Origin of the sequence: uncultured Hymenobacter sp., assembly GCF_964242765.1 — a bacterium.
In the GTDB taxonomy this organism is placed as follows: domain Bacteria; phylum Bacteroidota; class Bacteroidia; order Cytophagales; family Hymenobacteraceae; genus Hymenobacter.
Genome location: NZ_CAXTBM010000003.1, coordinates 105,710 through 127,908, shown reverse-complemented (window position 1 = coordinate 127,908; position 22,199 = coordinate 105,710). Strand labels below are relative to the sequence as shown.

At 56.7% G+C, this 22,199-nt stretch carries 16 protein-coding genes; 8 read left to right on the top strand and 8 right to left on the bottom strand.

What is annotated here, in order from left to right; genetic code table 11:
• Nucleotides 1-273: 273 nt before the first annotated feature.
• Both ACFE7X_RS02280 and ACFE7X_RS02275 read left to right on the top strand, forming a co-directional pair.
• Nucleotides 274-762, top strand: coding sequence for an ankyrin repeat domain-containing protein (locus ACFE7X_RS02280; RefSeq protein ID WP_375434037.1), 489 nt, complete (start codon nt 274-276; stop codon nt 760-762).
• Between the two features lie 33 nt (nt 763-795).
• Nucleotides 796-1,383, top strand: a complete 588-nt coding sequence (locus tag ACFE7X_RS02275) for a GNAT family N-acetyltransferase (protein WP_375434036.1) — start codon at nt 796-798, stop codon at nt 1,381-1,383.
• Nucleotides 1,384-1,492: 109 nt separating this feature from the next.
• On the opposite strand, the gene ACFE7X_RS02270 is transcribed toward ACFE7X_RS02275, so the two are convergent.
• From ACFE7X_RS02270 to ACFE7X_RS02260, 3 genes are all read right to left on the bottom strand, one after another.
• Nucleotides 1,493-3,766: a xanthine dehydrogenase family protein molybdopterin-binding subunit gene (locus ACFE7X_RS02270; RefSeq protein ID WP_375434035.1), complete on the bottom strand. Its 2,274-nt coding sequence runs from the start codon at nt 3,764-3,766 to the stop codon at nt 1,493-1,495.
• Nucleotides 3,763-4,788: an FAD binding domain-containing protein gene (locus ACFE7X_RS02265; protein WP_375434034.1), complete on the bottom strand. Its 1,026-nt coding sequence runs from the start codon at nt 4,786-4,788 to the stop codon at nt 3,763-3,765. The genes ACFE7X_RS02270 and ACFE7X_RS02265 overlap by 4 nt, the downstream gene beginning before the upstream one ends.
• A 90-nt stretch (nt 4,789-4,878) precedes the next feature.
• Nucleotides 4,879-5,418, bottom strand: a complete 540-nt coding sequence (locus tag ACFE7X_RS02260) for a (2Fe-2S)-binding protein (protein ID WP_375434033.1) — start codon at nt 5,416-5,418, stop codon at nt 4,879-4,881.
• A 593-nt stretch (nt 5,419-6,011) separates the two neighbouring features.
• On the opposite strand from ACFE7X_RS02260, the gene ACFE7X_RS02255 reads away from it, so the two are divergent.
• The gene (locus tag ACFE7X_RS02255) at nt 6,012-8,633 is read left to right on the top strand and encodes a malectin domain-containing carbohydrate-binding protein (protein ID WP_375434032.1); all 2,622 of its coding nucleotides are present in this window, start codon (nt 6,012-6,014) and stop codon (nt 8,631-8,633) included.
• Between the two features lie 204 nt (nt 8,634-8,837).
• Here ACFE7X_RS02255 and ACFE7X_RS02250 read toward each other — a convergent pair whose 3' ends face one another.
• Nucleotides 8,838-11,462, bottom strand: coding sequence for a TonB-dependent receptor (locus ACFE7X_RS02250; protein WP_375434031.1), 2,625 nt, complete (start codon nt 11,460-11,462; stop codon nt 8,838-8,840).
• Nucleotides 11,463-11,775: 313 nt separating this feature from the next.
• Nucleotides 11,776-12,132 (bottom strand): winged helix-turn-helix domain-containing protein, encoded by a 357-nt coding sequence (locus ACFE7X_RS02245; protein ID WP_375434030.1) that lies wholly within the window; start codon nt 12,130-12,132, stop codon nt 11,776-11,778.
• A 189-nt stretch (nt 12,133-12,321) separates the two neighbouring features.
• Between ACFE7X_RS02245 and ACFE7X_RS02240 the strand changes: the two genes are divergently transcribed.
• Nucleotides 12,322-13,020: a hypothetical protein gene (locus tag ACFE7X_RS02240; RefSeq protein WP_375434029.1), complete on the top strand. Its 699-nt coding sequence runs from the start codon at nt 12,322-12,324 to the stop codon at nt 13,018-13,020.
• A 208-nt stretch (nt 13,021-13,228) separates the two neighbouring features.
• Here ACFE7X_RS02240 and dnaB read toward each other — a convergent pair whose 3' ends face one another.
• Entirely contained in the window at nt 13,229-14,848 is a 1,620-nt protein-coding gene (dnaB, locus tag ACFE7X_RS02235; protein WP_375434028.1) for a replicative DNA helicase, read from the bottom strand.
• A gap of 309 nt (nt 14,849-15,157) precedes the next feature.
• Here dnaB and murC point away from each other — a divergent pair, with 309 nt between their 5' ends.
• Both murC and ACFE7X_RS02225 read left to right on the top strand, forming a co-directional pair.
• The gene (murC, locus tag ACFE7X_RS02230) at nt 15,158-16,549 is read left to right on the top strand and encodes a UDP-N-acetylmuramate--L-alanine ligase (RefSeq protein ID WP_375434027.1); all 1,392 of its coding nucleotides are present in this window, start codon (nt 15,158-15,160) and stop codon (nt 16,547-16,549) included.
• A gap of 79 nt (nt 16,550-16,628) precedes the next feature.
• Nucleotides 16,629-17,327, top strand: coding sequence for an alpha/beta fold hydrolase (locus ACFE7X_RS02225; protein ID WP_375434026.1), 699 nt, complete (start codon nt 16,629-16,631; stop codon nt 17,325-17,327).
• A gap of 223 nt (nt 17,328-17,550) precedes the next feature.
• On the opposite strand, the gene ACFE7X_RS02220 is transcribed toward ACFE7X_RS02225, so the two are convergent.
• The gene (locus tag ACFE7X_RS02220) at nt 17,551-18,102 is read right to left on the bottom strand and encodes a hypothetical protein (RefSeq protein WP_375434025.1); all 552 of its coding nucleotides are present in this window, start codon (nt 18,100-18,102) and stop codon (nt 17,551-17,553) included.
• Between the two features lie 36 nt (nt 18,103-18,138).
• Complete coding sequence (locus tag ACFE7X_RS02215; RefSeq protein WP_375434024.1) at nt 18,139-18,930, bottom strand: M48 family metallopeptidase; 792 nt, start codon at nt 18,928-18,930, stop codon at nt 18,139-18,141.
• A gap of 351 nt (nt 18,931-19,281) precedes the next feature.
• Here ACFE7X_RS02215 and ACFE7X_RS02210 point away from each other — a divergent pair, with 351 nt between their 5' ends.
• Nucleotides 19,282-19,896 carry a fumarylacetoacetate hydrolase family protein gene (locus tag ACFE7X_RS02210; RefSeq protein ID WP_375434023.1) on the top strand — a complete coding sequence of 205 codons (615 nt, stop codon included), beginning with the start codon at nt 19,282-19,284 and terminating at the stop codon, nt 19,894-19,896.
• 273 nt (nt 19,897-20,169) lie between these two features.
• Nucleotides 20,170-22,179 carry a M23 family metallopeptidase gene (locus tag ACFE7X_RS02205; RefSeq protein WP_375434022.1) on the top strand — a complete coding sequence of 670 codons (2,010 nt, stop codon included), beginning with the start codon at nt 20,170-20,172 and terminating at the stop codon, nt 22,177-22,179.
• Nucleotides 22,180-22,199: the final 20 nt, after the last annotated feature.

Sequence of the window (22,199 nt, the reverse complement as noted above, 5' to 3'; positions counted from 1 at the left end):
CATACTCATCAAGAATAAAAGCCCGGAACCTGATGGTTTCTGGGCTTTCTTATTTCCATCGAGCCTTTATCACGACAGTTCATCAAGTAAGTGAGCAAATACGACTTGCAGCGGCTACAATTTTTTATTCATTAAGTCGCTACCCGTCAGAGAAAGGACTTAGGCGTTGATATAGGGTAAGAAACGAAGTAAAGCATTATGACCATGTATATATATTGCAGCATGCAGCAAAGTATGTCGACAACTACCATAGTACAGTATTAAAATGGGTATATGGCAAGAGCAGGTAGACCTAACAAATCGGACTCCCGTGTCGATGATGTGGTTTTTAGTATAAGAAAAGGCAACGCTCTAGAAGCAGAACAGCTTCTGCTCCAAGTCGGTATTGACGCTTGTGATGGCTATTTGCGAACAGCTTTACTTTGGGCGACATTCTACGGCAACCCCAACATACTTAGGTGGCTGATAGACAAGGGAGCCAACGTCAATCATCAGGATAAAAATGGCTATTGTGCTCTTCATTTTGCTGGCCAAGAGAAGCAATTCGAATGCGCTGAACTTCTAATCACGAAAGGTGCAAGTCTTGAATTGCCAGACTTTCACGGTAATACACCGATTTGGACAGCTCTTTTCAATTCAAAAGACGACCAAAGGGTAGTGAATCTGTACATTCAGAACGGATCAAATCTTGACCACCATAATAAATATGATAAGACACCTAGGCAACTGCTCGATACAATGAGTGGCTATACCTCAAATTAAAATTATTACACTCACTCCTTAACTATATTACCCATGGAGCTTAAAGTGGCTGGACTAGATGATATAGAAGGCGTTTTAAATCTTCACAAGAAATACCAGGTCGATACGATTTTGGAGGAAGACAAGAAAGACGGCTTCGTAACAACGTCATTCACCAAAGAGCAGCTAACTAAGCTGATAGAGGAAGAGCAAGGACTGTTCATTGCCACCCAAGGCGAGGCAGTAATTGCCTACGTCATGTCGGCGTCCTGGCAGTTTTGGTCGGTGTGGCCGATCTTCTCCTATATGATTGAGCGCCTGCCGACGCTAGAATATGCGGGCCATAAGCTGACTGCCTACAACTCCTATCAGTACGGACCCGTCTGCGTCGATAAAGCTTACAGAGGCAGCGGATTACTAGAATCTATTTTTGATTTTGCAAGGGAGCATATATCAATCAGATACCCCATCCTAATAACCTTTATCAACAAGATAAATACTCGGTCTTATACTGCACACACGCAGAAACTAGGGCTGGAGGTAATTGCTGAGTTCGAATTCAACAATAATCATTACCTCGAACTAGCTTATGACACTTCGAAAGCACTGAACCGCATCCAGAGGTCTTCAAATACAGACTAGCTCTCTTAAGCCACCTGCAATACGATTTATTTACACAGATAGCACCTATACAAAAAGCCCCGGAAAACAACTGGCTCCGGGGCTTTTTCATGCAATAGCAAATCAGCTGCTACAGCAGCTTGTCCATATAAATTGGCAATTCGCGGACGCGCTTGCCGGTGGCGTGGTACACGGCGTTGGTGATGGCGGCAGCTACGCCAAGTAGGCCAACTTCACCAATACCTTTCACGCCGAGGGGGTTCACCTTGTCGTCTTCCTCTTCCACGAAAACCACATCGATGTCGTGGATGTCGGCGTTGACGGGGATGTGGTACTCGGCGTAGTTATGGTTCATGTAGCGGCCGAAGTGGTGATCCATAACGGTTTCTTCCATCATGGCCATGCTAATGCCCCACACCACCGACCCAAGCACTTGACTACGAGCAGTTTTGGTGTTGAGAATACGGCCGGCAGCTACGGCATTTACTACCCGCGTCACGTGCACGGTGCCCAAGTCTTCGTCCACTTTCACCTCCACGAACACTGCGTTGTGGGAGTGTAAAGAGTACGGCAACTGCTTGACCACATTTGGCCCGGTGTTGCTGGTAGCTTCAATCTTCTCTTCGCCGCTGGCTTGCAGCACGTCGCGGATGACTACGGCTTCTTCCGGGTTTTCGCGCAGCCGCATCTGGCCGTTGGCAAACTCCACGTCGGCGATGTCGGCGCCTTTTAGTGGGTGTCCTTCCATCTTTTGGGCGAGCTTCAGCAGCTTCTCCCCGATGTTGGCGCAGACCTTTTGCACGGCCGTCCCCACCGAGGCCGCCGTCCAGGAGCCACCTTCCACCGGCGACTCCGGCAAATCGGTGTCTCCGAGCTGGAACGTTACTGCTTCCAGGGGCAAGCCGAGGGTTTCGGCCGCAATCTGGGTCATGATGGTGTAGGTGCCGGTGCCAATATCGCCGGTGGCGCTGGCTACGGTCAGTTTGCCATCGGCGGTGAGGGTGGCTTTGGCGTTGACTTTTTGCATGGAAGCGTCCCACACGCCCCCGGCCACACCCCAGCCGATCAGCATGTTGCCCTCGCGCATCGAGCGAGGCTCCTGGGTGCGCTGGTCCCAGCCGAATCGGGCAGCGCCTTGGTGGTAGCACTCGCGCAGTTTCTTGCTGGAGAACGGCCGCTTCAGGTTTTGGTCGCGCTCGGCGTAGTTCCGAATGCGGAAGTCTAATGGGTCGAGGCCAGCCTCGTAAGCCATTTCATCCATGGCTACTTCGAGGGCGAAAGAGCCGGTGGCGGCGCCGGGCGCACGCATGTCTTGGGGCGTAAACACGTCGAGCTTGGCTATCTGGTAGCCCAGCTTTACGTTGTCGCACTGGTAGAGCATACCCGACCAGTTCACCACGTTTTCGGTGTAGTCCTCGAACTGGGAGGTTTCGTGGAGGGCGTGGTGTTGCAGGGCGGCTAGCGTGCCGTCGGGGTTGGTGCCCATCTTCACGTATTGCAGCGTGTGGGGACGGTGACCGAACGAGAACATCTGCTGGCGGGTGAGCGTCACGCGCACCGAGCGTTTCAGCTCTAGCGCGGCCAGCACCGCCAAAAACACTGTGTATTGAGGCCGCAGCCCCGAGCCGAAACCGCCGCCCATATACAGGTTAATCACCCGGGCTTCGTCTTTGCTGAGCCCGAAGATCTTGGTGATATACTGCTGCACGTTGTACACGCCCTGCGTTTTGTCGTAGGCCGTGATTTTGCCATCGGGATGATACTCCACGGTGGTACCGAACATCTCCATGGGGTTGTGATGCTGCGAGCCGTGCATGTATTCGCCCTCGATGCGGTGCGTAGCGTTTTTCAGTGCGTCGTTAGGGTTGCCGCGGGGTGCTGGTGGTGGCATCCAGCCGGTTTTGCCCCGGCCCGGCTCGAAACCTTCGTCGCGCTTCAGCTCAATATTGGTTTCAAACTTCTCTTCTTCGTAGTCGATCTGCAACAGCGAGGCGCCGTAGCGGGCCAGCTCGAAGGTTTCGGCTATAACCACCGCTATGGGCTGCATGTTGAACATGATTTTCTCGTCGTGCAGGGGCCGGAACGGCGAGCCGCCGGGCGCTACATCGTCTTTGTAATTGCGGTCGAACCAAGCCAACGACGGCACGTTTTCGTGCGAGAAAATCTGCACTATACCCGGCAGCGCCAGCACCGGCTCGGAGTGGATTTTAATGATGCGCCCCTTGGTGATGGTGCTGTTGACCACGTAGCCATACAACAAACCCGGCACGTTGAATTCGGCCGAATACTTGGCGGCGCCCGTCACCTTGGCGGGCCCGTCAACGCGGCTGGTAGGCTTGCCGATGTAGCTGGTTCCGGTGGTGCCCGCCTCGACGGTGGGCGGGGTAGTTATAAGCTGGCTCATGGGTTCGAGTTTAGATATGCGTTAGCGTCGAGGGGCTGGTCCATTTCGGTGGCCTGCTTGAGGGCCCGCACGATGGCGCGCTTGCCGAGCTCGATCTTGAAGTTGTTGTAACCGTAACCTTGGGCATTGTGCATGATGGCCGTAGCGGCTTGGCGGAAATTGTCTTCGGTAGCCGACTGGCCACGGAGGGTTTCCTCTACTGCCAGGTCGCGCCACGGCTTGTGCGCCACGCCACCCAAGGCAATACGAGCCTCCTTGATGGTGGTGCCTTCCAGCTCCAACCCTACCGCCACCGATACCACAGCAAAGGCATAGCTGGTCCGGTCGCGCAGCTTGAGGTAGGTGAAATTCTTCTCGAAGCCTTTAGCCGGCAAGTCCAGCCCTGTAATCAGCTCGCCGGTTTCGAGCGTGTTGTCGCGCTCCGGCTGGTCGCCGGGCAGGCGGTGGAAGTCATCGAAAACAATGGTCCGCTCACCGTGTGGGCCACTCACGCGCACCGTTGCTTCGAGGGCGGCCAGTGCTACCGCCATATCCGAGGGGTGGGTGGCAATGCAATGCTCACTGGTACCCAGGATGGCGTGGATGCGGTTGTAGCCTTGCAAGGCCGAGCAGCCGGAGCCAGGCTCGCGCTTGTTGCAGGGCGTGGCGGTGTCGTAGAAATAGTAGCAACGGGTGCGCTGAAGCAAGTTGCCGCCGTTGGTGGCCATGTTGCGCAGCTGCGCGGTGGCCCCGGCCAGTATGGTCTGGCTGAGCAGCGGGTAACGCTTTTCCACTTCGGGGTGCCAGGCGGTGTCGGCGTTGGTGGCGAGGGCGCCGAGCCGCAGGCCGCCTTCCGGGTTGTCTTCAATGGCCGTGAGAGGCAGCTTGTTGAGGCCGATGAGGTGCGTGGGCTTTTCCACGTTTTCCTTCATCAAGTCCAAGAGGTTGGTGCCGCCCGCCACAAACGCCGATTTCGAGTTGGTGGACTTGTCGCGCACGGCTGTATCCACGGCCGTTGCGCTGGTATAGGTGAAGCTGTTCATGAGGTGGTGCTATAGTGAGATAGTGGGTTTGATGCGCGAGTGAAAAAGTGAGTCGATGCTCTGTGCTTGAGCGTCAACTTCCTGTTTTCACTATCTCACTACTTCCCCCTTTTGCTTGTCTACCACTTCCTTCACGGCGGCCAGAATGCCTACGTAGGCGCCGCAGCGGCAGAGGTTGCCGCTCATCAGCTCCCGGATTTCGTCTTCGGTGTGGGCGCGGCCTTCGTTGATGAGGCCCTGCGCCGAACAAATCTGGCCAGGCGTGCAGTAGCCGCACTGGAAGGCATCGTGGTCGATGAAGGCTTGCTGCAAGGGGTGCAGATTGCCTTCCTGGCCCAGCCCTTCGATAGTGGTTACTTCGTTGCCGTCCTGCATAACGGCCAGCGTGAGGCAGCTATTGATGCGCTTGCCGTTGACGAGCACTGTACAAGAACCGCACTGCCCATGGTCGCAGCCTTTTTTGGTGCCGGTGAGGTCGGCGTACTCGCGCAGGGCGTCGAGCAAAGAAGTCCAAGGAGCGAGCTGCATTTCGCGACGCACGCCATTGATAATAAGAGTAACATGCCCAGCAGCCGGTGGCTCAGGCAGCGCGCCGAAGCCGGCGGACAGGGTAGTCGGAGTTGGTTTCATAGATAGGTCTGCGTGCGGGAGTGGAATAGTAGTTGGCGCCGCAAGAGCAATGCGCCTCTGCCTAGTCTGTATCCATACGCCGAGGCTTCACCTAGCGTTACCGTTTCCCTTCTTTTTGCCTCATCCCGTTACCGCCCTTTTGTTGGCCGATCAGAAGCTTTGACGCATTCCGAGCTTGAAAGCGGTTAGCGCCCGAAGTTGCCAAACAAGTTTTCTAGCTGTTCTTAGCGCCACGTAATTGCACTTCTTGTTTCCCTGAGGCTTGCTCCTAGCTTTGCCCTTCGTGCAAAACACAAACGAGTTGTCGCCGGCAAACAAACTTCGCATGGCAGTCAAACCACAAGCCGTTAACGCTTTAGCAATACTAGCAGTAGTAAGAGTAACGCCACTACAAAGAACATAACCGAATAGACGAGGTATATACATCATAATACATCCTGCATATTCTACCCTTACCAGTGAAACCGTGCAGGCATCCGTGAAACTCGTGCTGAACGTCCTGCTTGCCTAGCATTCACCTGGCGATGCATGTCGCTTAAATGAAATTTCTGAACGCTTTTGTTGCTTAACCTAGTCACTTTCCCCTTCTTGCTATGAAAGAAAATATACTTGCGCAGCTACCCCGCACGGTAGGAGCATTGCTTTCCTGGACTTGCCTGTTCGTCGGGCCTGGTTCACTGGCGAAACCCTTCCCAGAGCCCTCTACCCTGTCCGCTCAACAGACGCCCGCCCGGCCGGCGGCGACTGGTGACACCATCCGGATTAACTGCGGCGGCGGAGCCGTGCAAACCAGCGGGGCGGGGAGCAAGTTTTTCGCGGCCGACGCCTATTTCAGCGGCGGTAAGTCCTATAGTAACCCGGCCATTGCCGATGTACTGCAAACCAACGACGACGAGCTATACCGCACCGAGCACAGCGCTACGGCCAACTCAGTGCCTTTCAGCTACAGCATTCCGGTTTCGGCGGGCACGTATACGGTGCGCCTGCACTTCGCTGAAATCTTTTTCGGGGCCACTGGAGGCGGGCCGGGCGGAGCAGGGCGGCGCGTGTTCAGCGTGAACCTGGAAGGCCGCCCCGTCCTCGTCAATTACGATATCCTAGCCGAAGCGGGCTCGATGACGGCCGTTATCAAGGAATACCAGACCACCGTCACGGATAACACGCTGAATCTGGATTTCTCGGCCAGTGTGGACCAGCCCAGCGTGGCGGCCATTGAGGTCCTGCGAACCGCCGATACTTCCCCCACGGGCTGCCAATGGGTGACGGCCGCTCCTTCGGCGTTGGAACGCAAGGAAGGCCAGAGCGCCGTGGTGAACGGCCAGCTCTACACGTTTGGGGGCTACTACGGCAACCTGCAAGGCACCAACCTCACGCAACGCTACGACGTCAACACCAACCAGTGGACAAACTTAGCACCGGGACTTTTCCCAGTTACCCACATGGGCGTTGTGGTGGTTGATGAGCAAGTGTGGTTGATTGGCGGTTTCTCTGGGGAAGTGCACCCCGGCCCCGTGACGGCCGCCGTGCAGGTCTACGATACCCGAACCAACACCTGGAATTTCGGTCCTTCTCTGCCGGCTCCGCGCGGCTCTAATGCCGCCGCGCTGGTTGGCCGCAAGATCCATGTTTTCGGGGGCGTGCTCCCCGACCGCCACACCGATGCCGGTGACCATTATGTGCTGGACGTGGATGATGCGGCCGCTGGCTGGCAGTTGGCCGCGCCGCTGCCCAACCCCCGCAACCACCTGGCCGGCGCCTCTTTAGGGGGCAAGGTATATGCCATCGGCGGCCAGTACGGCCACGACCAAGGCCGCGACATCAACTCCTTGGTGCACGTTTACGACCCGGTTACCAACGCCTGGACGCGGCTAGCCGACTTGCCCGGCCCCCGGTCGCATTTCGAACCCGGCACCTTCACCCTCGACGGCCAGATCCTGATTGTGGGAGGCAGCGCCAACACCACCGACTACGCCGACATCCTGAGCTATAGTCCTGCTGCCAACAACTGGCGCCAGTATTGCACCCTGCCCGCCACCTTGGTAGCTCCTTTTGCACAAGCCATAGGCAACAAATTGGTAGTAGCCCAGGGTGCCCGCGACAATTTTGCCGTGCCCGAGAAAACCACCGAAGTCAGCACCATCACCCGGACGCCCAGCAACATACTCCGCTTTTCGGTGCCGCAACTCACGACTTCGCTCCCGTCGGGTACTGGCGGTATTCTTAAAAATTTACTCTGGACTTACTCAGGCACTGCGTCTTACACCCTCTCGCTGCCTAGTGCTCCGACTTGGCTGAGCTTCCCTAGAAACGGTGGCACTGCCGGTACCCTTGGGCAGGACCTGGAGTTGTATATCAATACGAATGGTCTAACGCCCGGTACGTACACGACCACCGTACAAGCTAGCGCGCCGGGCTACACCACCGCCACCGCCACAGTTACGCTTACCGTCACGGGCCCGAGCGGCGTGGTGCTTGCGCTAAATGCAGGCGGCGGCGCTTACACCGATGCGAATAATATCACCTATCAGAGCGACCAATACTTCAGCGGCGGTGGCACGTTTAGCACCAACAGCCCAATTGCCAACACTTCCGACGATTTGCTGTATCAGACCGAGCGGTACGGCAACTTCAGCTACGCCATACCGCTGCCTAATGGCACCTACTACGTCACGTTCAAGCTAGCCGAGATTTTCTGGCAAGCCTCCCAGCAGCGTCAGTTTGATGTACTAGCCGAAAACGCACTAGAAATAAGCAATCTGGATATGGTTGCCCAAGCTGGCAGCCTCACCGCCCTCGACATTGTCCGGACCATAACCGTAACCGACGGGGTACTCAACCTGCAATTCCGCACCGGCATCGACAATGCGAAGCTAGCGGGCCTGCTCATTGAAAACGCTTCCGCAGCAGCCCGAACCACAGCCTCTACAGCGCTGAAAACTAAACCGGCAACTCGTTCATTAGCTAGCAACTGGAACCTATACCCTAATCCTGTCTCTGAAAAAGCCACCCTATCCTTCACGGCCGCGGCAAAGCAGGTGGCACGGGTAGAGGTTTTGAACAGCCAGGGCCGCGTGGCTTTGCAAGAAACGCAATCAACCGTGGCCGGCGCTAATCAGCTAGAACTTGCCACCTCGAAGCTTGCGGCAGGCGTTTACATCATCCGGGTATATCTTCAGGAAGGCATCATCAACGCCCGCATGCTGGTGGTAAAGTAAACCACCTATCTATTTCGAAAAGCCGAGCGGTCCTGTCCGCTCGGCTTTTTTGTTTTACCTATACAGTCGTTACCAACGCCATCAGCACGTCAGACTAATCTGGCAACAGCCAATCCAATGATTCTACCTGCTTAACAGGACAGCCTTTTTGCTGTGATTCACAAGCTCTGAGTGCTACTGGCTTACTCTTACCAAACCTTGGTTTTACAGCCCGTACGTTACGGCTAGGTAGTACAGCCCCCCCACGCTCGGACCACCGAGGTACGACACGTAATACTGGTTGAGTAAGTTGCTGGCGCCGAGCTTGAAGCGCAGACTGGGAGCGGCCACGGTATAGCTCACTTGGGCATCGAAGGTGTGGTAGGCGGGCACGTAGCCGTTCACCAGAAAGGTTTGCGAGTAGTACCGGGCCTGCCAGCGGTAGTTGACACTGAAGCCGAAGTTCTTGTAGGCGTTTTCATTGCCCAAGCTTAGATTGTAGGCCCAACGGGGCGTGTTGAAACCGTCTTCTAGGCCGTCGCCGGACTCGGTGCGGTCGAGGCGGGTGTAGGTGACGCTGGCGCCGGCCAGGTAGCCCGCGGCTAGCTCGTAGCGCAAGCCAAGGGAGCCACCGTAGTTGTAAACCTGGCTTTGGGCGTTGGTCCAGAGGCGGTAGCGGTTTTGGGTGGCGCGGTTGCTGAGGTAGATGGCGGCCGAGTCAGGGTTGTTGGTTTTGGGCACGTAAGCTTCCACCTGCGCAATAAAGTCGCGGTAGGAGTTGTAGTAGAAATCCACGTCGAGCAGCAGCCGGCCACCCGGCAACAGCGCCGCCTTGTAGCCCAGCTCCAACGACTTGATGTACTCGGGCTTCAGATAGGTATAGGGCGTTCTGACCAAACGATTCTGGTTCTGTTCGATAGCTAGGCGCCGCTTTTCGGCCGCGCTAGCCAAACTGGTATTGGCGTTGATGGCGGCCGTTACGGCGTTGTTGAAGGCATCAATAGAACTGCGCAAGTAGCTGTTCTCGAACACCCCATCCGACATCACCCGCAGCCCGCCAATGCGCTTCACTTGCCCGCTGTTCACGTTCGAAAACCCCTCAAACAAGCTCGGAAACCGGTAGCCGCTTTGGTAGCTCACCCGAAAGTTGTGCTGCCGGGCAGGTGAGTACACGGCCGTGAAGCGCGGATTGAAGCGGGCACTGAAGTAGTCGTTCTTGTCAACCCGGAGCGTGGCCGTGAGCCGGATTCGCTCGTCCAGCAACCGGGCGCCGGCCTGCACAAAGCCACCGGTTTTGCTGTAGGTCAGGTTGTCGTTGAGGGGGTCTTTGTTTGCTTCGGGGTTGATGAAGTAGTTGCCATCGGGCTGGATGATGTAGGTGCGGTGGTCGGCGCCTACCAGCAAGTCAAGGGTGGTGGGCCACTGGTTGCCGCTGCGGCGCAGGGCTTCGGCTAAATTCACTTGGCCCTCGGCGTGCACCAAATCAGCCTGCACGCGCAGGGCGGCCCCTTGGTCCCAGTTGTTGATGTCCGCTAACTCGCCTAGCCGCTGCTCGAACGCCGAGGTGCCGGGTTGCAAGCGGCCCGCATCGGCGGCGCTGCGGGCCGCGGCATGGGCTTGCGCTACGGTTTGGCCAGCAACCGTAGCGGCGTTCCAAGCAGTGGTGTAGTCTTGGTTCCAGGCGGCATCCGGCTTGTAGCTACGGTCCAGGTTCTCGGCCGCCGAGCGTAGATTGTAGCTCTTGCCGGTGTTTTCGGTGGTGAGATATGCTCTAGCTCGCACCACCGGAGTGGTTAGCTGCAAGGCGTGTTGTTGCAGGCGGTAATCTTCCAGCTGAAAGCGGTTGGAGCGTTGGTAGACGTTGTCGAGCACGGTGCCCCGGTAGGTGTACGCTAGTTCGGTAGCGGCGCCAAGCTTGTAGTGCAGCGCGGCGTCGTACTTGATGGTTTGCAAGTGGTAGTCTACCACGTCCTTTTCATTGTAGCCGGTGCGGGCCACCGAGTAGCTTTTGCCGCCTAAAGTCAGCGTGCTGCGGTTCGAGGACTCGTTGCCGTAGCTGTTTACCGGGTCCTGGGCAGGATTTTCAGCTCCGAAAAGACTGATGGTAGCGTTGCCGTTGGGATTGAGCTCGGTTTGGTCGTTGGCTATCCAATCGTAGCCCCGCAGGTAGGTGCCGTTCACCTTGAAGGCCAGCTTGGGCGTCAGCACTTTGGCATAGCGGACACTCGTCTCAGAAAATAACTTCGCGCCGCTGTTGGGGTCGTTGACGTGGTTGACGCCCGTTTTTTGCTGGATGCTCAGTCCCTCACTCCGAAACGGATTCTTGGTGCTGAAATTGGCTAGCCCGTTGATGGCATTGAGCCCGTAGAGCGCCGCAGCCGTACCCGGCACAATTTCCACGGTATTTATATCCAAATCACTCGGCCCCAGCACATTCCCTATCGGCCCGCCGATGTGGGGCGCTTGGTTGTCGATGCCATCCACGAGTTGCGCAAACCGCACGTTGGTGGTGTTGGTGAAGCCGCGGGCGTTTATCACCTTAAAGCTCAAGCTCGGCGTAATCACCTGCACGCCCTTCAGATGCTCGATGGCGTCGAAAAATGAGGGAGCCGGCGTGAGGCGCAAAGCCCGCGCGTTCAGCTTCTCCACCGTCACCGGCGACTGCAAGAAGCTTTCTTCCACTTTGGAAGCGGCCACCACCACCTCCCCCAGCGACACGTTCTGACGGGTGGTGTCAACTGGAACCGTAGTTTGGGCGGGCCGTCGTTGCGCTTGTGCCAGTAGCGGCATCAGGAACACCGAAACCACGACTAGCGGCAGCCCTGCTCCTAGATAAGTAAAGTTTCTCATGCAAGTCGTTATATTCCTTCAAACATAACGCATACCGCTGCAAATTGTTAGCAGTTGCTTGCTTTCTCGGAAAGGAGGCTTTTGTACCTTCACTTAATCAGCAAAAGGCATCACGGCCAGTTACAATGGTTTTGTGAACGGTGTAGAGACGCGACACTTCGCGTCTCGGCGTTGAACGGGTCTAGTGGCACAATCTAAACAACGTCAGCAACGCCGAGACGCGAAGTGTCGCGTCTCTACATGTCGTGTACACGGTTTTGTAAAACTGCCAAAAAACGCAACGCAGATAGAGGCGGCACCGCAGAAGTGGCTTTCATAGCAGCCGCGCTGCTTCCATCCGCATAAACTCCTGGAACCGCCCTTGTAGCGCCTGAAACTCTTGAATCAGCTGTTGGCCTTCGGCGGTTACTTCGGCGCCACCGCCGCGCTTACCGCCCGCTTGGGTGAGCACAAGTGGGGAAGCTGCCTGCGCATTCAGGGAGCTAACCAAGTCCCACGCCCGTTTGTACGACATTCCCATGGCCTGCGCGGCTTTCGATATAGAGCCCAGCGCCTGAATTTGCGTCAGTAGTTCCAGCCGCCCGATGCCCATGAACCGGTCGTTGTTGGTTTCCACCCACAAGCGGCCGTTGAGGTGAAAGGCAAGGTCAGCACGCAACAAGTTTTTCATGCCTGTAATCTTACAAAAAAGGCGCTAACCCAACGGTAGAGAGCTGATAGCTTGTTTATCAACAATAAAATCATGGCCAAATTCAAAAAAGCAGGAGCTCCTCTGCAACCTACTGGCCCTTCCTTGCGGATAGCTAGCTAGCAGTCAGGTGGACTGCTACTATCATTTACCCTTAATTGAATGTAATCCATGGAACCCACTCAATCTGCCAACTCTTCAGCCTCCGACCAAGACCAGAACACGCAACCAACCGCCTCTACTAACGCAGAAACCAGCGGCTCTACTGCCTCCGACACCTCCAACGGCACGGGCCAAAGATCCGCTGATAGCACGGACTGGTCGGATCTTGCCAACCTGCAAAAGGTAGTGGACCAACTACCGCAGGGGGTGCGCGACTTCTTCTCTAACTCCTGGAATCAGGTAGGCAAAACGTGGGGCCAAGTAGGCGGACAAGTAAATAAAATGAGCACCACGCAAAAAGTAGCTGGCGCTGCGGCCCTGGTTGGCATCGGCTATCTGGCCATGCGCTCGGGCAAGTCCTCTAAAAAAGAGGCGGGCCGCTACAGGTCTTCGCCTAGCACCAGCCACTCATACCAGGCCCCCGAGCAGAATTACTCCTCCCGCAGCGGCTATTCCAGCAGCGGACAGTACTACTCGGCCGGTTCGCGGCCCGATACTAGCCGTCGCATGGACATGGGCCCCAACCCTGATGCAGGCGCTAGCTTCGACCGGCAAAACGTATCCCGCTCAGGTGGCAGCTACTCCACCGATTCCGATGCCCCATCTAGCTATGGTTCCGGTTCTTCCGCCTACCGTGGCGCAGGTTCGCAAGGCAGCGCAGGCTCCTACTCCGGCGCTGCCGATTCCGACTACGATACCGGCATCTAAGGTTAACTTATAGCCGATCTTTATGGAGCCCATGGACTCAGCATGACGCCCCGTGGATATAGTTCTACTGCACGAGCTAGAGTAATTCTCTGGTTAGAGTACTGGCTGGCAGAGGCTTCGCACTACAGCCTCTGCTCCAATGTGGAAACCGCAGTAATAGCCACTTGAAAAGCAAAGGGCCAGCCGTTCTCGGCTGGCCCTTTCTGTTCTAGAACGGTGGCGGACCGTCGTCGAAGTTGCTGCGGGGGAACGGCTGCGCGGGAGGTGGCCCGTCATTGTTGATGCGCGAACCCAGGCGAATGGTGTTTGGGGCGAAAGCCGAAGGATCTTCGTCGAATGTGCTGCTTGGGAAGGCGCCCGTATTGAAACTACCGGCGTCGCCGAAGCCGCCGGCACCGTCGAGGTCGGCAAACTTGGTGAACTTGCCGATGAACTTGAGTTGCACCGTTTCCAGGGAGCCATTGCGGTGCTTGGCAATGATAACCTCGCCGGTGCCCTGCGTGGGATTGCCCATTTCGTCTTCGGTAATCTTGTAGTACTCAGGCCGGTACAAGAAGATTACCATGTCGGCGTCCTGCTCGATAGAGCCCGATTCGCGAAGGTCACTAAGTTGGGGCTTCTTGTCGCCGCCGCGGGTTTCGACGGAGCGCGAGAGCTGCGACAAAGCCAATACGGGCACATTCAGCTCTTTGGCAATGCCTTTGAGTGCCCGCGAGATACTAGCAATTTCCTGTTCGCGGTTGCCCATGCCCTTGCCGTCGGTGTTGCCGGTCATCAGCTGCAAGTAGTCGATGATAATCATCGAAATATCGTGGTGCGCTTTCAGGCGGCGGCATTTGGTACGCAATTCCCGAATACTAAGGCCCGGCGTATCATCAATGTAGATGGGGGCTGACGACAAAGCCGAAATTTTGTGGTTAAGCTGCGCCCACTCGTAGTCGGCCAGATTGCCTTTCTTGATTTTCTCGGAATCCAACTCCGCCTCCGCCGAAATCAGACGATTCACGAGCTGTAGGGACGACATTTCCAGCGAGAAAATAGCCACCGGTTTCTTGAACTCCACCGCCGCGTTGCGCATCGCCGATACTACGAAGGCCGTTTTACCCATGCCCGGTCGCGCCGCAATAATCACGAGGTCAGAGGGTTGCCAGCCGCTGGTTACGCGGTCCAGGGCCGAGAAGCCGGAGGGTACGCCGGTGAGGCCGTCCTTCTGGTTTTTCTTTTCTTCCAGCTCTTTGATGGCCTTGCCCATCAGGCTGCGCATGTCGTCGAAGTTCTTCCGAATGTTGGATTCCGATACTTCAAACAGGGCTTGCTCGGTGCTGTCGAGCAGGTTGAACACGTCGGTGGTATCCTCGAAAGCGTCGCGTTGAATAGTACTGGCAATATTGATCAGCTCGCGCTTGATGGCGTTTTCGGTGATGATACGGGCATGGTACTCCACGTTGGCCGCCGAGTTGACCTTGAACGTGAGGTTGGCCACGTAGTGCGCCCCACCGGCCGCCTCCAACTCGCCCATCTCGCGCAACTCATGCGTAACGGTCAGAATATCAATAGGCTCCGACTTATCAAACAGATTGAGAATGGCCTTGAAGATGCGCTGGTGCCCGTCTTTATAGAAGCTCTGCTCTTTAAGAATGTCGATTACGGTGGTTAGGGCGTCCTTTTCGAGCATGAGCGCACCCAGTACGGCGGCTTCTAGCTCCAGAGCCTGTGGCGGCAGCTTGCCCGCTGGGCCACCCGCCGGAACTACCGCCGGGCGGCTGTTCCAGGCGGCTTTGGCACGCGAGGCTGATAATTTCAAGCGGTCATCCATCCGGTCGTTCATTACTAAAGTAAGCAATACAATGTAAGCAGGTTCGGGCAGTTTTCAGTTGGCGCTAGTTTGACTTCGTGCCCATCAAACTGTTTTCCCTGCCTGATATTTTCTTGAAGGGGCACAAAGCTAACGGCTGGGCCTTACAATCCGGAAGTGGTAGAAATGGTTTCTTTTGTGTATGATGAGGAGAAGGGCGCGGACCAGGAGCTGAAGTTAGCAGACATAAGTAAACCGCGAAAAAAAGTTGTGTTTCTCAGCTTCTACCTTCTAGCTCCTAGCTCCTTCTTACCTTTGCCGCCCGCTTACCCACTTCCCTGAATGGCCGCTACGCCCACCTCTTCCCTTCAACGCCTTCACCTGACTGCCGTTGGGGGCAGCATCATGCACAATCTGGCTTTGGCCCTGCACCAGCGCGGGGCTCACGTCACGGGCTCCGACGACGAGATATTTGAGCCGGCCAAAAGCCGCTTGCAAGCCGCCGGCCTATTACCCACTGCCGAGGGCTGGTTTCCCGAAAAAATAACCGCCGACTTGGATGCCGTGATTATCGGGATGCACGCGCGGGCCGACAACCCGGAGCTGTTGCGGGCGCAGGAGCTGGGCCTACGGGTGTACTCGTTTCCCGAGTTCATCTACGAGGCGTCCAAAGACAAGCAGCGGGTGGTAATTGGCGGCTCGCACGGCAAAACCAGCATCACGTCCCTGATTTTGCACGTACTGCGCTACCACGGCCGCAAGTTTGACTACGCAGTAGGGGCCCAGCTCGAAGGCTTCGACTTGATGGTGCAACTCACCGAAGACGCGCCCATTATCATCATCGAGGGCGATGAGTACCTGTCGTCGCCGATTGACCGGCGGCCGAAGTTTCACCTTTACCAGCACCACATTGGCGTCATTTCCGGCATCAGCTGGGACCATATCAACGTGTTTGCTACCGAGGAAATCTACCGGGAGCAGTTCAAGATCTTCGCCGAGATGACGCCCAAAGCCGGCACGCTCATCTACGACCAGGACGACGAGCAAGTGCAGCTCGTGACGGTGCCTAGCAGCCCCGATGTGGAATACATCGGCTACGGCCCGCACGAGCACGTAATCAAGGACGGCAAAACGTTCTTGCTCAACAAAAAAGACGAGAAGGTGCCCGTGCAGGTATTTGGTGAACACAACCTGCGCAACATTTCGGCCGCCAAAGAAGTCTGCAAGCAATTAGGCATCAAAGGAAAGCCGTTTTACGAGGCCTTGGCTACGTTCAAGGGCGCGGCCCGCCGGCTGGAGCTAGTAGCCGAAGGCGACGACTCAGTGGTGTACAAGGATTTTGCCCACGCCCCAAGCAAGCTGAAAGCCACGGCCACCGCCTTTAAAAAGCAATTCCCGAAGCGCCGACTGGTAGCCTGTTTGGAGCTGCACACGTTCAGCAGCTTGAACCCGGCGTTCCTGCCTCAGTACGCCCACACCTTCGATGCCCCCGACGTGGCCGTAGTGTATTTCAACCCGCACGTGCTGGAGCACAAGCGCCTGCCGCCCCTGGCGCCCGAGCAAGTAGCCCAGGCCTTCAACCGCCCCGATTTGCAGGTTTTCACCGACAGTAAACAGCTGGCGCACTACCTGCACACGCAGAACTGGCAAGACGCCAACCTGCTGATGATGTCCTCGGGCACGTTTGATGGACTGGATTTGAAGCAGTTGGCCGCGGAAGTTGTTAGTGCTTAGGGGCGGTAGTTCGGCTGCCTCCACTTTCACTCGTTGAAGCAGCCGAACCAGTGCCACTAGGCATCAAGTACCAGATCTTATGAAACAATCTTTGCTCCTGCTGCACGGCGCCTTAGCCTGTGAAACACAGCTGAAGCCGTTGGCTCGCGAGTTGTCGGCGTTTTACAACGTCCATACTTTTTCGTTTAGCGGGCACGGTGGTCGGCCGCTGGATACGGACGGGTTTTCAATGCAGGGGTTTGCAGCAGAAGTGAAGCAGTTTGTTCAGGAGCACGGTTTGCCACCAGTCCACATTTTTGGCTACAGCATGGGCGGCTACGCTGCCTTAGCGGCGGCAGCCGCCGCACCAGGTACTATTCGCAGCATCACCACGCTTGGCACCAAGCTCGACTGGTCGCCGGCTACGGCGGCTGTGGAAACGCGCTTTCTGGACCTCGATACCCTGCGCGCAAAAGTACCTCAGTACGTGACCCAGCTAGAGCAGCAACACGCCCCCACGCCCCTCCCCGACTTGCTCGCGGCTACGGCCGCCATGATGCGCCGCCTCGGCAAGGCCCCACTACTCACGCCGGGCATCTTGGCCACTCTCGATGTGCCGGTGCAGGTGATGGTAGGTGAGCTCGACAAAACCGCCGGCGTAGATGCCTCGCGCTACTTCACCGACCACATGACCCACGCCACCTTCGAAATCCTGATGAACACGCCGCATCCCTTGGAGCGCGTGAACCCGGATTTGCTGGTTAAGCGCATTGCTGGTTTCATTGAAACCGCTGGGTAGCATAAGCCCAGTAACTAGACTTAATTGCTACGCAGTCCGAGCGGCTGCTTTCGAGCGTCACCTCTCCAGCATGAAAAAAGCCCGCTGATGGCGGGCTCTGTCTATTTCTCGGGCTCCGTTGGTTTAGGCAAATGCTCGGGCTTGGGTCGGCGCCGGTCGGTGGTGAGTAGTAGCGCCAAGGCCGTGAGGGAGAGACGCATAATCCATTTGCGGCTGAGCATGGCTAGCGGGGGAAAAAGGTGTTGTTGTCGATTACGCGCAAGTCGCAGCTACTACCACCGGAGTTTTCCTCGCAGGTAGTGCCCACAATATCATTGCTCTCGAAGTTGAAAAAACAAAATGTGCAGCCTACTCCCGAAATGATGTAACGGGAGGCGTTGGAGCGCAACATCAGCTCCGATTCGGAAGCCAGCGTGAGCGGAATGGCCATCCCCCGAAACATGCCGTTGCGCAAACCCAACCCCACTAAATAATAGGAAGCCGGATCTTTGGGGTCGCCCTGTACTTTGCGCACCATGGTTTTGTCGATGCTGGTGCCGTCGCCGAATTGGCGGGTGAAAGACTGGGCCAGCTGCTCACGCGGTATCAGGTATTTAATCATGCCTTTCTCTCCCACCGATGCCACAATCTTGCTGCTCGGCTCTTGCTTGCGGCTGATATCACTTTTATCGGGCGACGTGAATTCGGGAATACCTTTCTTCGTGGTTTCGCAAGCGGGCAACACGGTGGTAAGCAGTGCAGAAGCCAACAACAGGCGCAAAAAACGGGGCATCATAATCATCATGCCGGAAAGGTAACGGGTCGAGGCGAGTTAACGCTTATAGTATTTGCGAGCCTCCGGTAATTCTCGCTGAATGGCAGCAACGCGTGTGCCATTGGAGGGGTGAGTGGAAAGAAACTCTGGTGGTGAAGCTTCTCCCTCGCGGGCGTCCATGCGCTGCCAGAACCCCACGGCTTTGTCGGGGTCATAACCCGCCATAGCCATAAAGATCAGTCCTAAGTGGTCGGCTTCCGACTCTTGGCTCCGGCCGTACTTCAACAGGCCCAACTGCGAACCAAGACCTACGGCCTGTAAAAACACGTTCTGCGTGCCCGTGGGGTTTTGCCCCACGGCCGCCGATAGCACTCCTCCTAAATTTTGCGTGGCCATCTGCTGGCTCATACGCTCGGTGCTGTGCCTGGCTACGGCGTGCGCAATTTCGTGGCCTAACACTACGGCCAAACCGGTTTCATCTTGCGTGATGGGCAAGATGCCGCTATAAACGGCCACTTTGCCGCCCGGCATACACCAAGCGTTTTCCTGCTTGTCATCGAGCAGATTGTATTCCCAAGCGTAGCCTTCGAGCTGGCTCTGTTGATTTTGCTGCCGGAAGTATGTTTCTACGGCCTGTTGAATACGTTGCCCCACACGCTGCACCATGGCCGCCTGCGTGCCGCTGCTGACAACCTTACTGGAAGCAAGTACTTTTTGATATTCGGTAGCGGCCATCGAGTTCATTTCGGCATCGGAAACGAGGCTGAGTTGGCGGCGGCCCGTAATGGGAACGGTAGAGCAGGCAGCGGCCATAACCAGACAACTGACCAAGGCTATGTTCTTGAGCATAAGTGCGGTGACGTTGGAGAAAAACAGAACAAGTAAACAGAGTACTGCCCCAGCCTAGCTCGGCAGTATATCGGTTTTTAAAGATGCTCCCCTATACGTTGAAGAACCCAAAAAAAGTTTGGCTACCCCCCGGCCCAGCTCGGTAGGTCAAGCAGCTAATTGCCTTTCTGGTTTTCGGGCCGCGAATTAACCGCTAATTTTGGTTGCCTGGATAAGTTGTTCTGTTGTCTTAACCGGGGTGTCTTCCGCTTTGCCTACCCTCAGAAAAACGTTAGCGGCCCAGATGCTTCGATTCCTTTGCAGCACGTTCTTGCCTCCGAAACCCAAGCTTCCCAAGACTTTAACTGCCCCATGAAAATCCTCTGCATCGGCCGCAACTACGCCGACCATATCACCGAACTCCAAAACGAAACGCCCGACGCGCCCGTCATTTTCTCTAAGCCCGACACGGCCCTGCTCCAACGCAACCAACCCTTCTTCTACCCCGATTTCTCGCAGGACATTCACCACGAAATCGAGCTGGTGCTGCGGGTGTGCAAGAACGGCAAGAACATCGACGAGAAGTTTGCCCATACTTACTACGATGCCATCGGCCTGGGCATCGACTTCACGGCCCGCGACTTGCAAAGCAAGCTGAAAAGCAAAGGCTTGCCTTGGGAATTGGCCAAAGGCTTCGACGGCTCGGCCCCGCTCGGCGAAACGTTCAAACCCGTCAGTGACTTTCCGAATCCGAAAGACATCAATTTCCGGCTGGAAGTGAACGGCGAAGTGCGCCAGCAAGGCAACTCCGGCCTCATGCTACACCCCTTCGACGCCATCATCAGCTACATTTCCAAGTTTATAACCCTGAAAATGGGCGACCTTATTTTTACCGGCACCCCAAGCGGCGTAGGCCCCGTGAAAATCGGCGACCAGCTCACGGGCTATATCGGCGACGAAAAAATGCTGGACGTGGCGGTGAAGTAGCGAAATCAAACGTGCGTCCTGCTGAGCAGGGTGAAGCCTCTGGCGTGCGACCAGCAGACGCCAGAGCAAGCAGGACGGACGATACGATAGGCCTCCTAAGTGCGTTGATTCCTGCCGCCTAACCTTTACTTTGACAATGGGTGTAGCTCCAAGCTGGCCAGCTTGGGGCACTTCGCCTTCCTCCACCTAATGATTGACAGAACAACCCCGTCAGCGGGACGCCGTACCCGGCGTTTGCTTCTGTGTTTTTGTACTTGCTGATTGATTTTGCGAATGCCCAATAAGTTGATTTCTCCGCCGCGGCGGCTGTTGAGTTTCTCCCTTCTCCCCCTGTTTCTGCTGATTTTAGGACTCCAACCAGCTTCTTGCGGCGGGCAAGAACCCGATTCTGTTATTTCAGAGCCTACCGCTGAAACGCCCGCTGGTCCGCAGCCGGTGGTGCCCAACGGCTACTTCTTGTTGCCCATCAAGCCGGGCAAAACCAATTTCTTGGCCGCTAGCATGGGCGAGCTTAGGCCAAACCACTTTCACGGTGGCCTCGACATCAAGACTGACGGCCGCGTGGACCTGCCCGTATATGCCGCCGCCGACGGCTACATTTCGCGGCTGAAGCAGAGCAGCTTCGGCTACGGCAATGTGCTCTATATCACCCACCCCAATGGGCTAACCACGGTGTACGGCCACCTCAACCACTTTCTGGGCGCTACGGCCGCCGAGCTGTTGCAGCGCCAATACGAGAAGCAGAGCTACGAGCTAGAGCTATTTTTCAAGCCCAACCAGTTTCCGGTGAAGCGCGGCGAAGTGGTGGCCCTGTCGGGGAATACGGGGGGCTCGGCGGGCCCGCACCTGCACTGGGAAGTGCGCAACGCCCAAGACCACCAGCTAAACCCGCTGCAATGGGGGGGCTTCACTGAGATTCAGGACCACATAGCGCCCATGCTCCAGGCGTTTGCCGTGGAGGCGTTGGGCATTGAAGCACGCGTGCAGGGGGTCTTTGGCAAATCGGTGTTCGTGCCCAAAACGCCGCCCTTGCCCAATGGCGGGGGCTACGTATGGGCCGATACCATTTCCGCATTCGGTTCGGTTGGCCTCCTACTGCAAGGCTTCGACCGATTTGACGGGGTCTGGAACAAAAACGGTTTGCAACGAGTGGAAATTCGGGTCAACGGGCAGCCCTTCTATCGCCACGTAGTGGATGATGTGCCTTTTCCGGAGGGCACCCGCCAAGTCAACCAGCACATGGATTATGAGTGGCGCTACACGCAAGGACGGCAGTTCGAGAAGCTGTTTGTAGACGACGGCAACGACCTGACGATGTACACCACCGGCCCCGAAAAAGGCCGCCTGCGCGTGGAAGACGGCAAATTATACGCCGTGGAAATCCTGCTCGCCGACTCCTATGGTAACACTACGCCCCTGCGCTTTGTGCTGCGGGGCCAGCAGCCGGTGTACTACAAAACCCGCTCGACGCTGGTGAAAAAGCCGGTCCTGCGCTACGACATCAGCCGCAACCTGCTAGTAGCCGTAGCCGCCGACCCCGATACGGCCGCTTCCAGTGGTCCGCTCACGCTCTTCAAAGGCAACCGCCGCCTCACGCTGCGCCCGAGCTACACGGTGCTCAGCCAAAACACCTACCTCTACGACCTGCGCGCCGGCCTCCCCGACTCGATGCAATTCGGCAGCATCACCAAGCGCTTCGACCGGCAGGCCCTCATCCCCTCCGGCCGCGACTTCGCCTTCACTACCGGCAATTTGCAGCTAGGTTTCGGCTCCCAAACGCTGTTTGACACGCTATTTGTGTTAACCAGCTATAAGGCGGGCGTTTGGACGGTGCACCAGCCGCGCACCCCGCTCTACCACAGCCTCAGCCTCACCTTGAGACCCGAAACCGAAGTGGTAGACAAAACCCGCACGGCCATCTACGGCGTCACGGCCAAGGGCGGCCGGGCGTACGTGGGTGGCAAATGGGAAGGCAATTCTATTACCGCGCCCATCAAAGCCTTCGGCCAGTTCAAGCTTCTTACCGACACTATTCCGCCCTCGGCTCGCCTGCTGCGCAAAGGTCCCGCAGGCGTGGTCTTTAAGGTCGGCGACGACCTTTCGGGCCTGGCTTCCTACAAGCTGGAAGTGAACGGGCAATTCCACTTGCTCCGCTTCGAGCACAAAAACGCCACGCTTTTCTCGGAACGTTCCGACACGCTCGGCCCTCCCCTGCGCGGCCCCGCCACCCTCTACCTCCGCGACCAAGCTGGCAACGAGAAGGCCGTGAACGTAGTGCTGTAAGAGGTGAGCTTGTAAGCTTG

What these genes read in the sequence shown, in the direction of transcription:
- ACFE7X_RS02280 (WP_375434037.1), top strand. Translation starts at nt 274, where the DNA reads ATGGCAAGAGCAGGTAGACCTAACAAATCGGACTCCCGTGTCGATGAT.
- murC (WP_375434027.1), top strand. Translation starts at nt 15,158, where the DNA reads ATGGCCGCTACGCCCACCTCTTCCCTTCAACGCCTTCACCTGACTGCC.
- dnaB (WP_375434028.1), bottom strand. Translation starts at nt 14,848, where the DNA reads ATGAACGACCGGATGGATGACCGCTTGAAATTATCAGCCTCGCGTGCC.
- ACFE7X_RS02255 (WP_375434032.1), top strand. Translation starts at nt 6,012, where the DNA reads ATGAAAGAAAATATACTTGCGCAGCTACCCCGCACGGTAGGAGCATTG.
- ACFE7X_RS02240 (WP_375434029.1), top strand. Translation starts at nt 12,322, where the DNA reads ATGGAACCCACTCAATCTGCCAACTCTTCAGCCTCCGACCAAGACCAG.
- ACFE7X_RS02265 (WP_375434034.1), bottom strand. Translation starts at nt 4,788, where the DNA reads ATGAACAGCTTCACCTATACCAGCGCAACGGCCGTGGATACAGCCGTG.
- ACFE7X_RS02275 (WP_375434036.1), top strand. Translation starts at nt 796, where the DNA reads ATGGAGCTTAAAGTGGCTGGACTAGATGATATAGAAGGCGTTTTAAAT.
- ACFE7X_RS02225 (WP_375434026.1), top strand. Translation starts at nt 16,629, where the DNA reads ATGAAACAATCTTTGCTCCTGCTGCACGGCGCCTTAGCCTGTGAAACA.
- ACFE7X_RS02245 (WP_375434030.1), bottom strand. Translation starts at nt 12,132, where the DNA reads ATGAAAAACTTGTTGCGTGCTGACCTTGCCTTTCACCTCAACGGCCGC.
- ACFE7X_RS02260 (WP_375434033.1), bottom strand. Translation starts at nt 5,418, where the DNA reads ATGAAACCAACTCCGACTACCCTGTCCGCCGGCTTCGGCGCGCTGCCT.
- ACFE7X_RS02210 (WP_375434023.1), top strand. Translation starts at nt 19,282, where the DNA reads ATGAAAATCCTCTGCATCGGCCGCAACTACGCCGACCATATCACCGAA.
- ACFE7X_RS02215 (WP_375434024.1), bottom strand. Translation starts at nt 18,930, where the DNA reads ATGCTCAAGAACATAGCCTTGGTCAGTTGTCTGGTTATGGCCGCTGCC.
- ACFE7X_RS02205 (WP_375434022.1), top strand. Translation starts at nt 20,170, where the DNA reads ATGCCCAATAAGTTGATTTCTCCGCCGCGGCGGCTGTTGAGTTTCTCC.
- ACFE7X_RS02270 (WP_375434035.1), bottom strand. Translation starts at nt 3,766, where the DNA reads ATGAGCCAGCTTATAACTACCCCGCCCACCGTCGAGGCGGGCACCACC.
- ACFE7X_RS02220 (WP_375434025.1), bottom strand. Translation starts at nt 18,102, where the DNA reads ATGATGCCCCGTTTTTTGCGCCTGTTGTTGGCTTCTGCACTGCTTACC.
- ACFE7X_RS02250 (WP_375434031.1), bottom strand. Translation starts at nt 11,462, where the DNA reads ATGAGAAACTTTACTTATCTAGGAGCAGGGCTGCCGCTAGTCGTGGTT.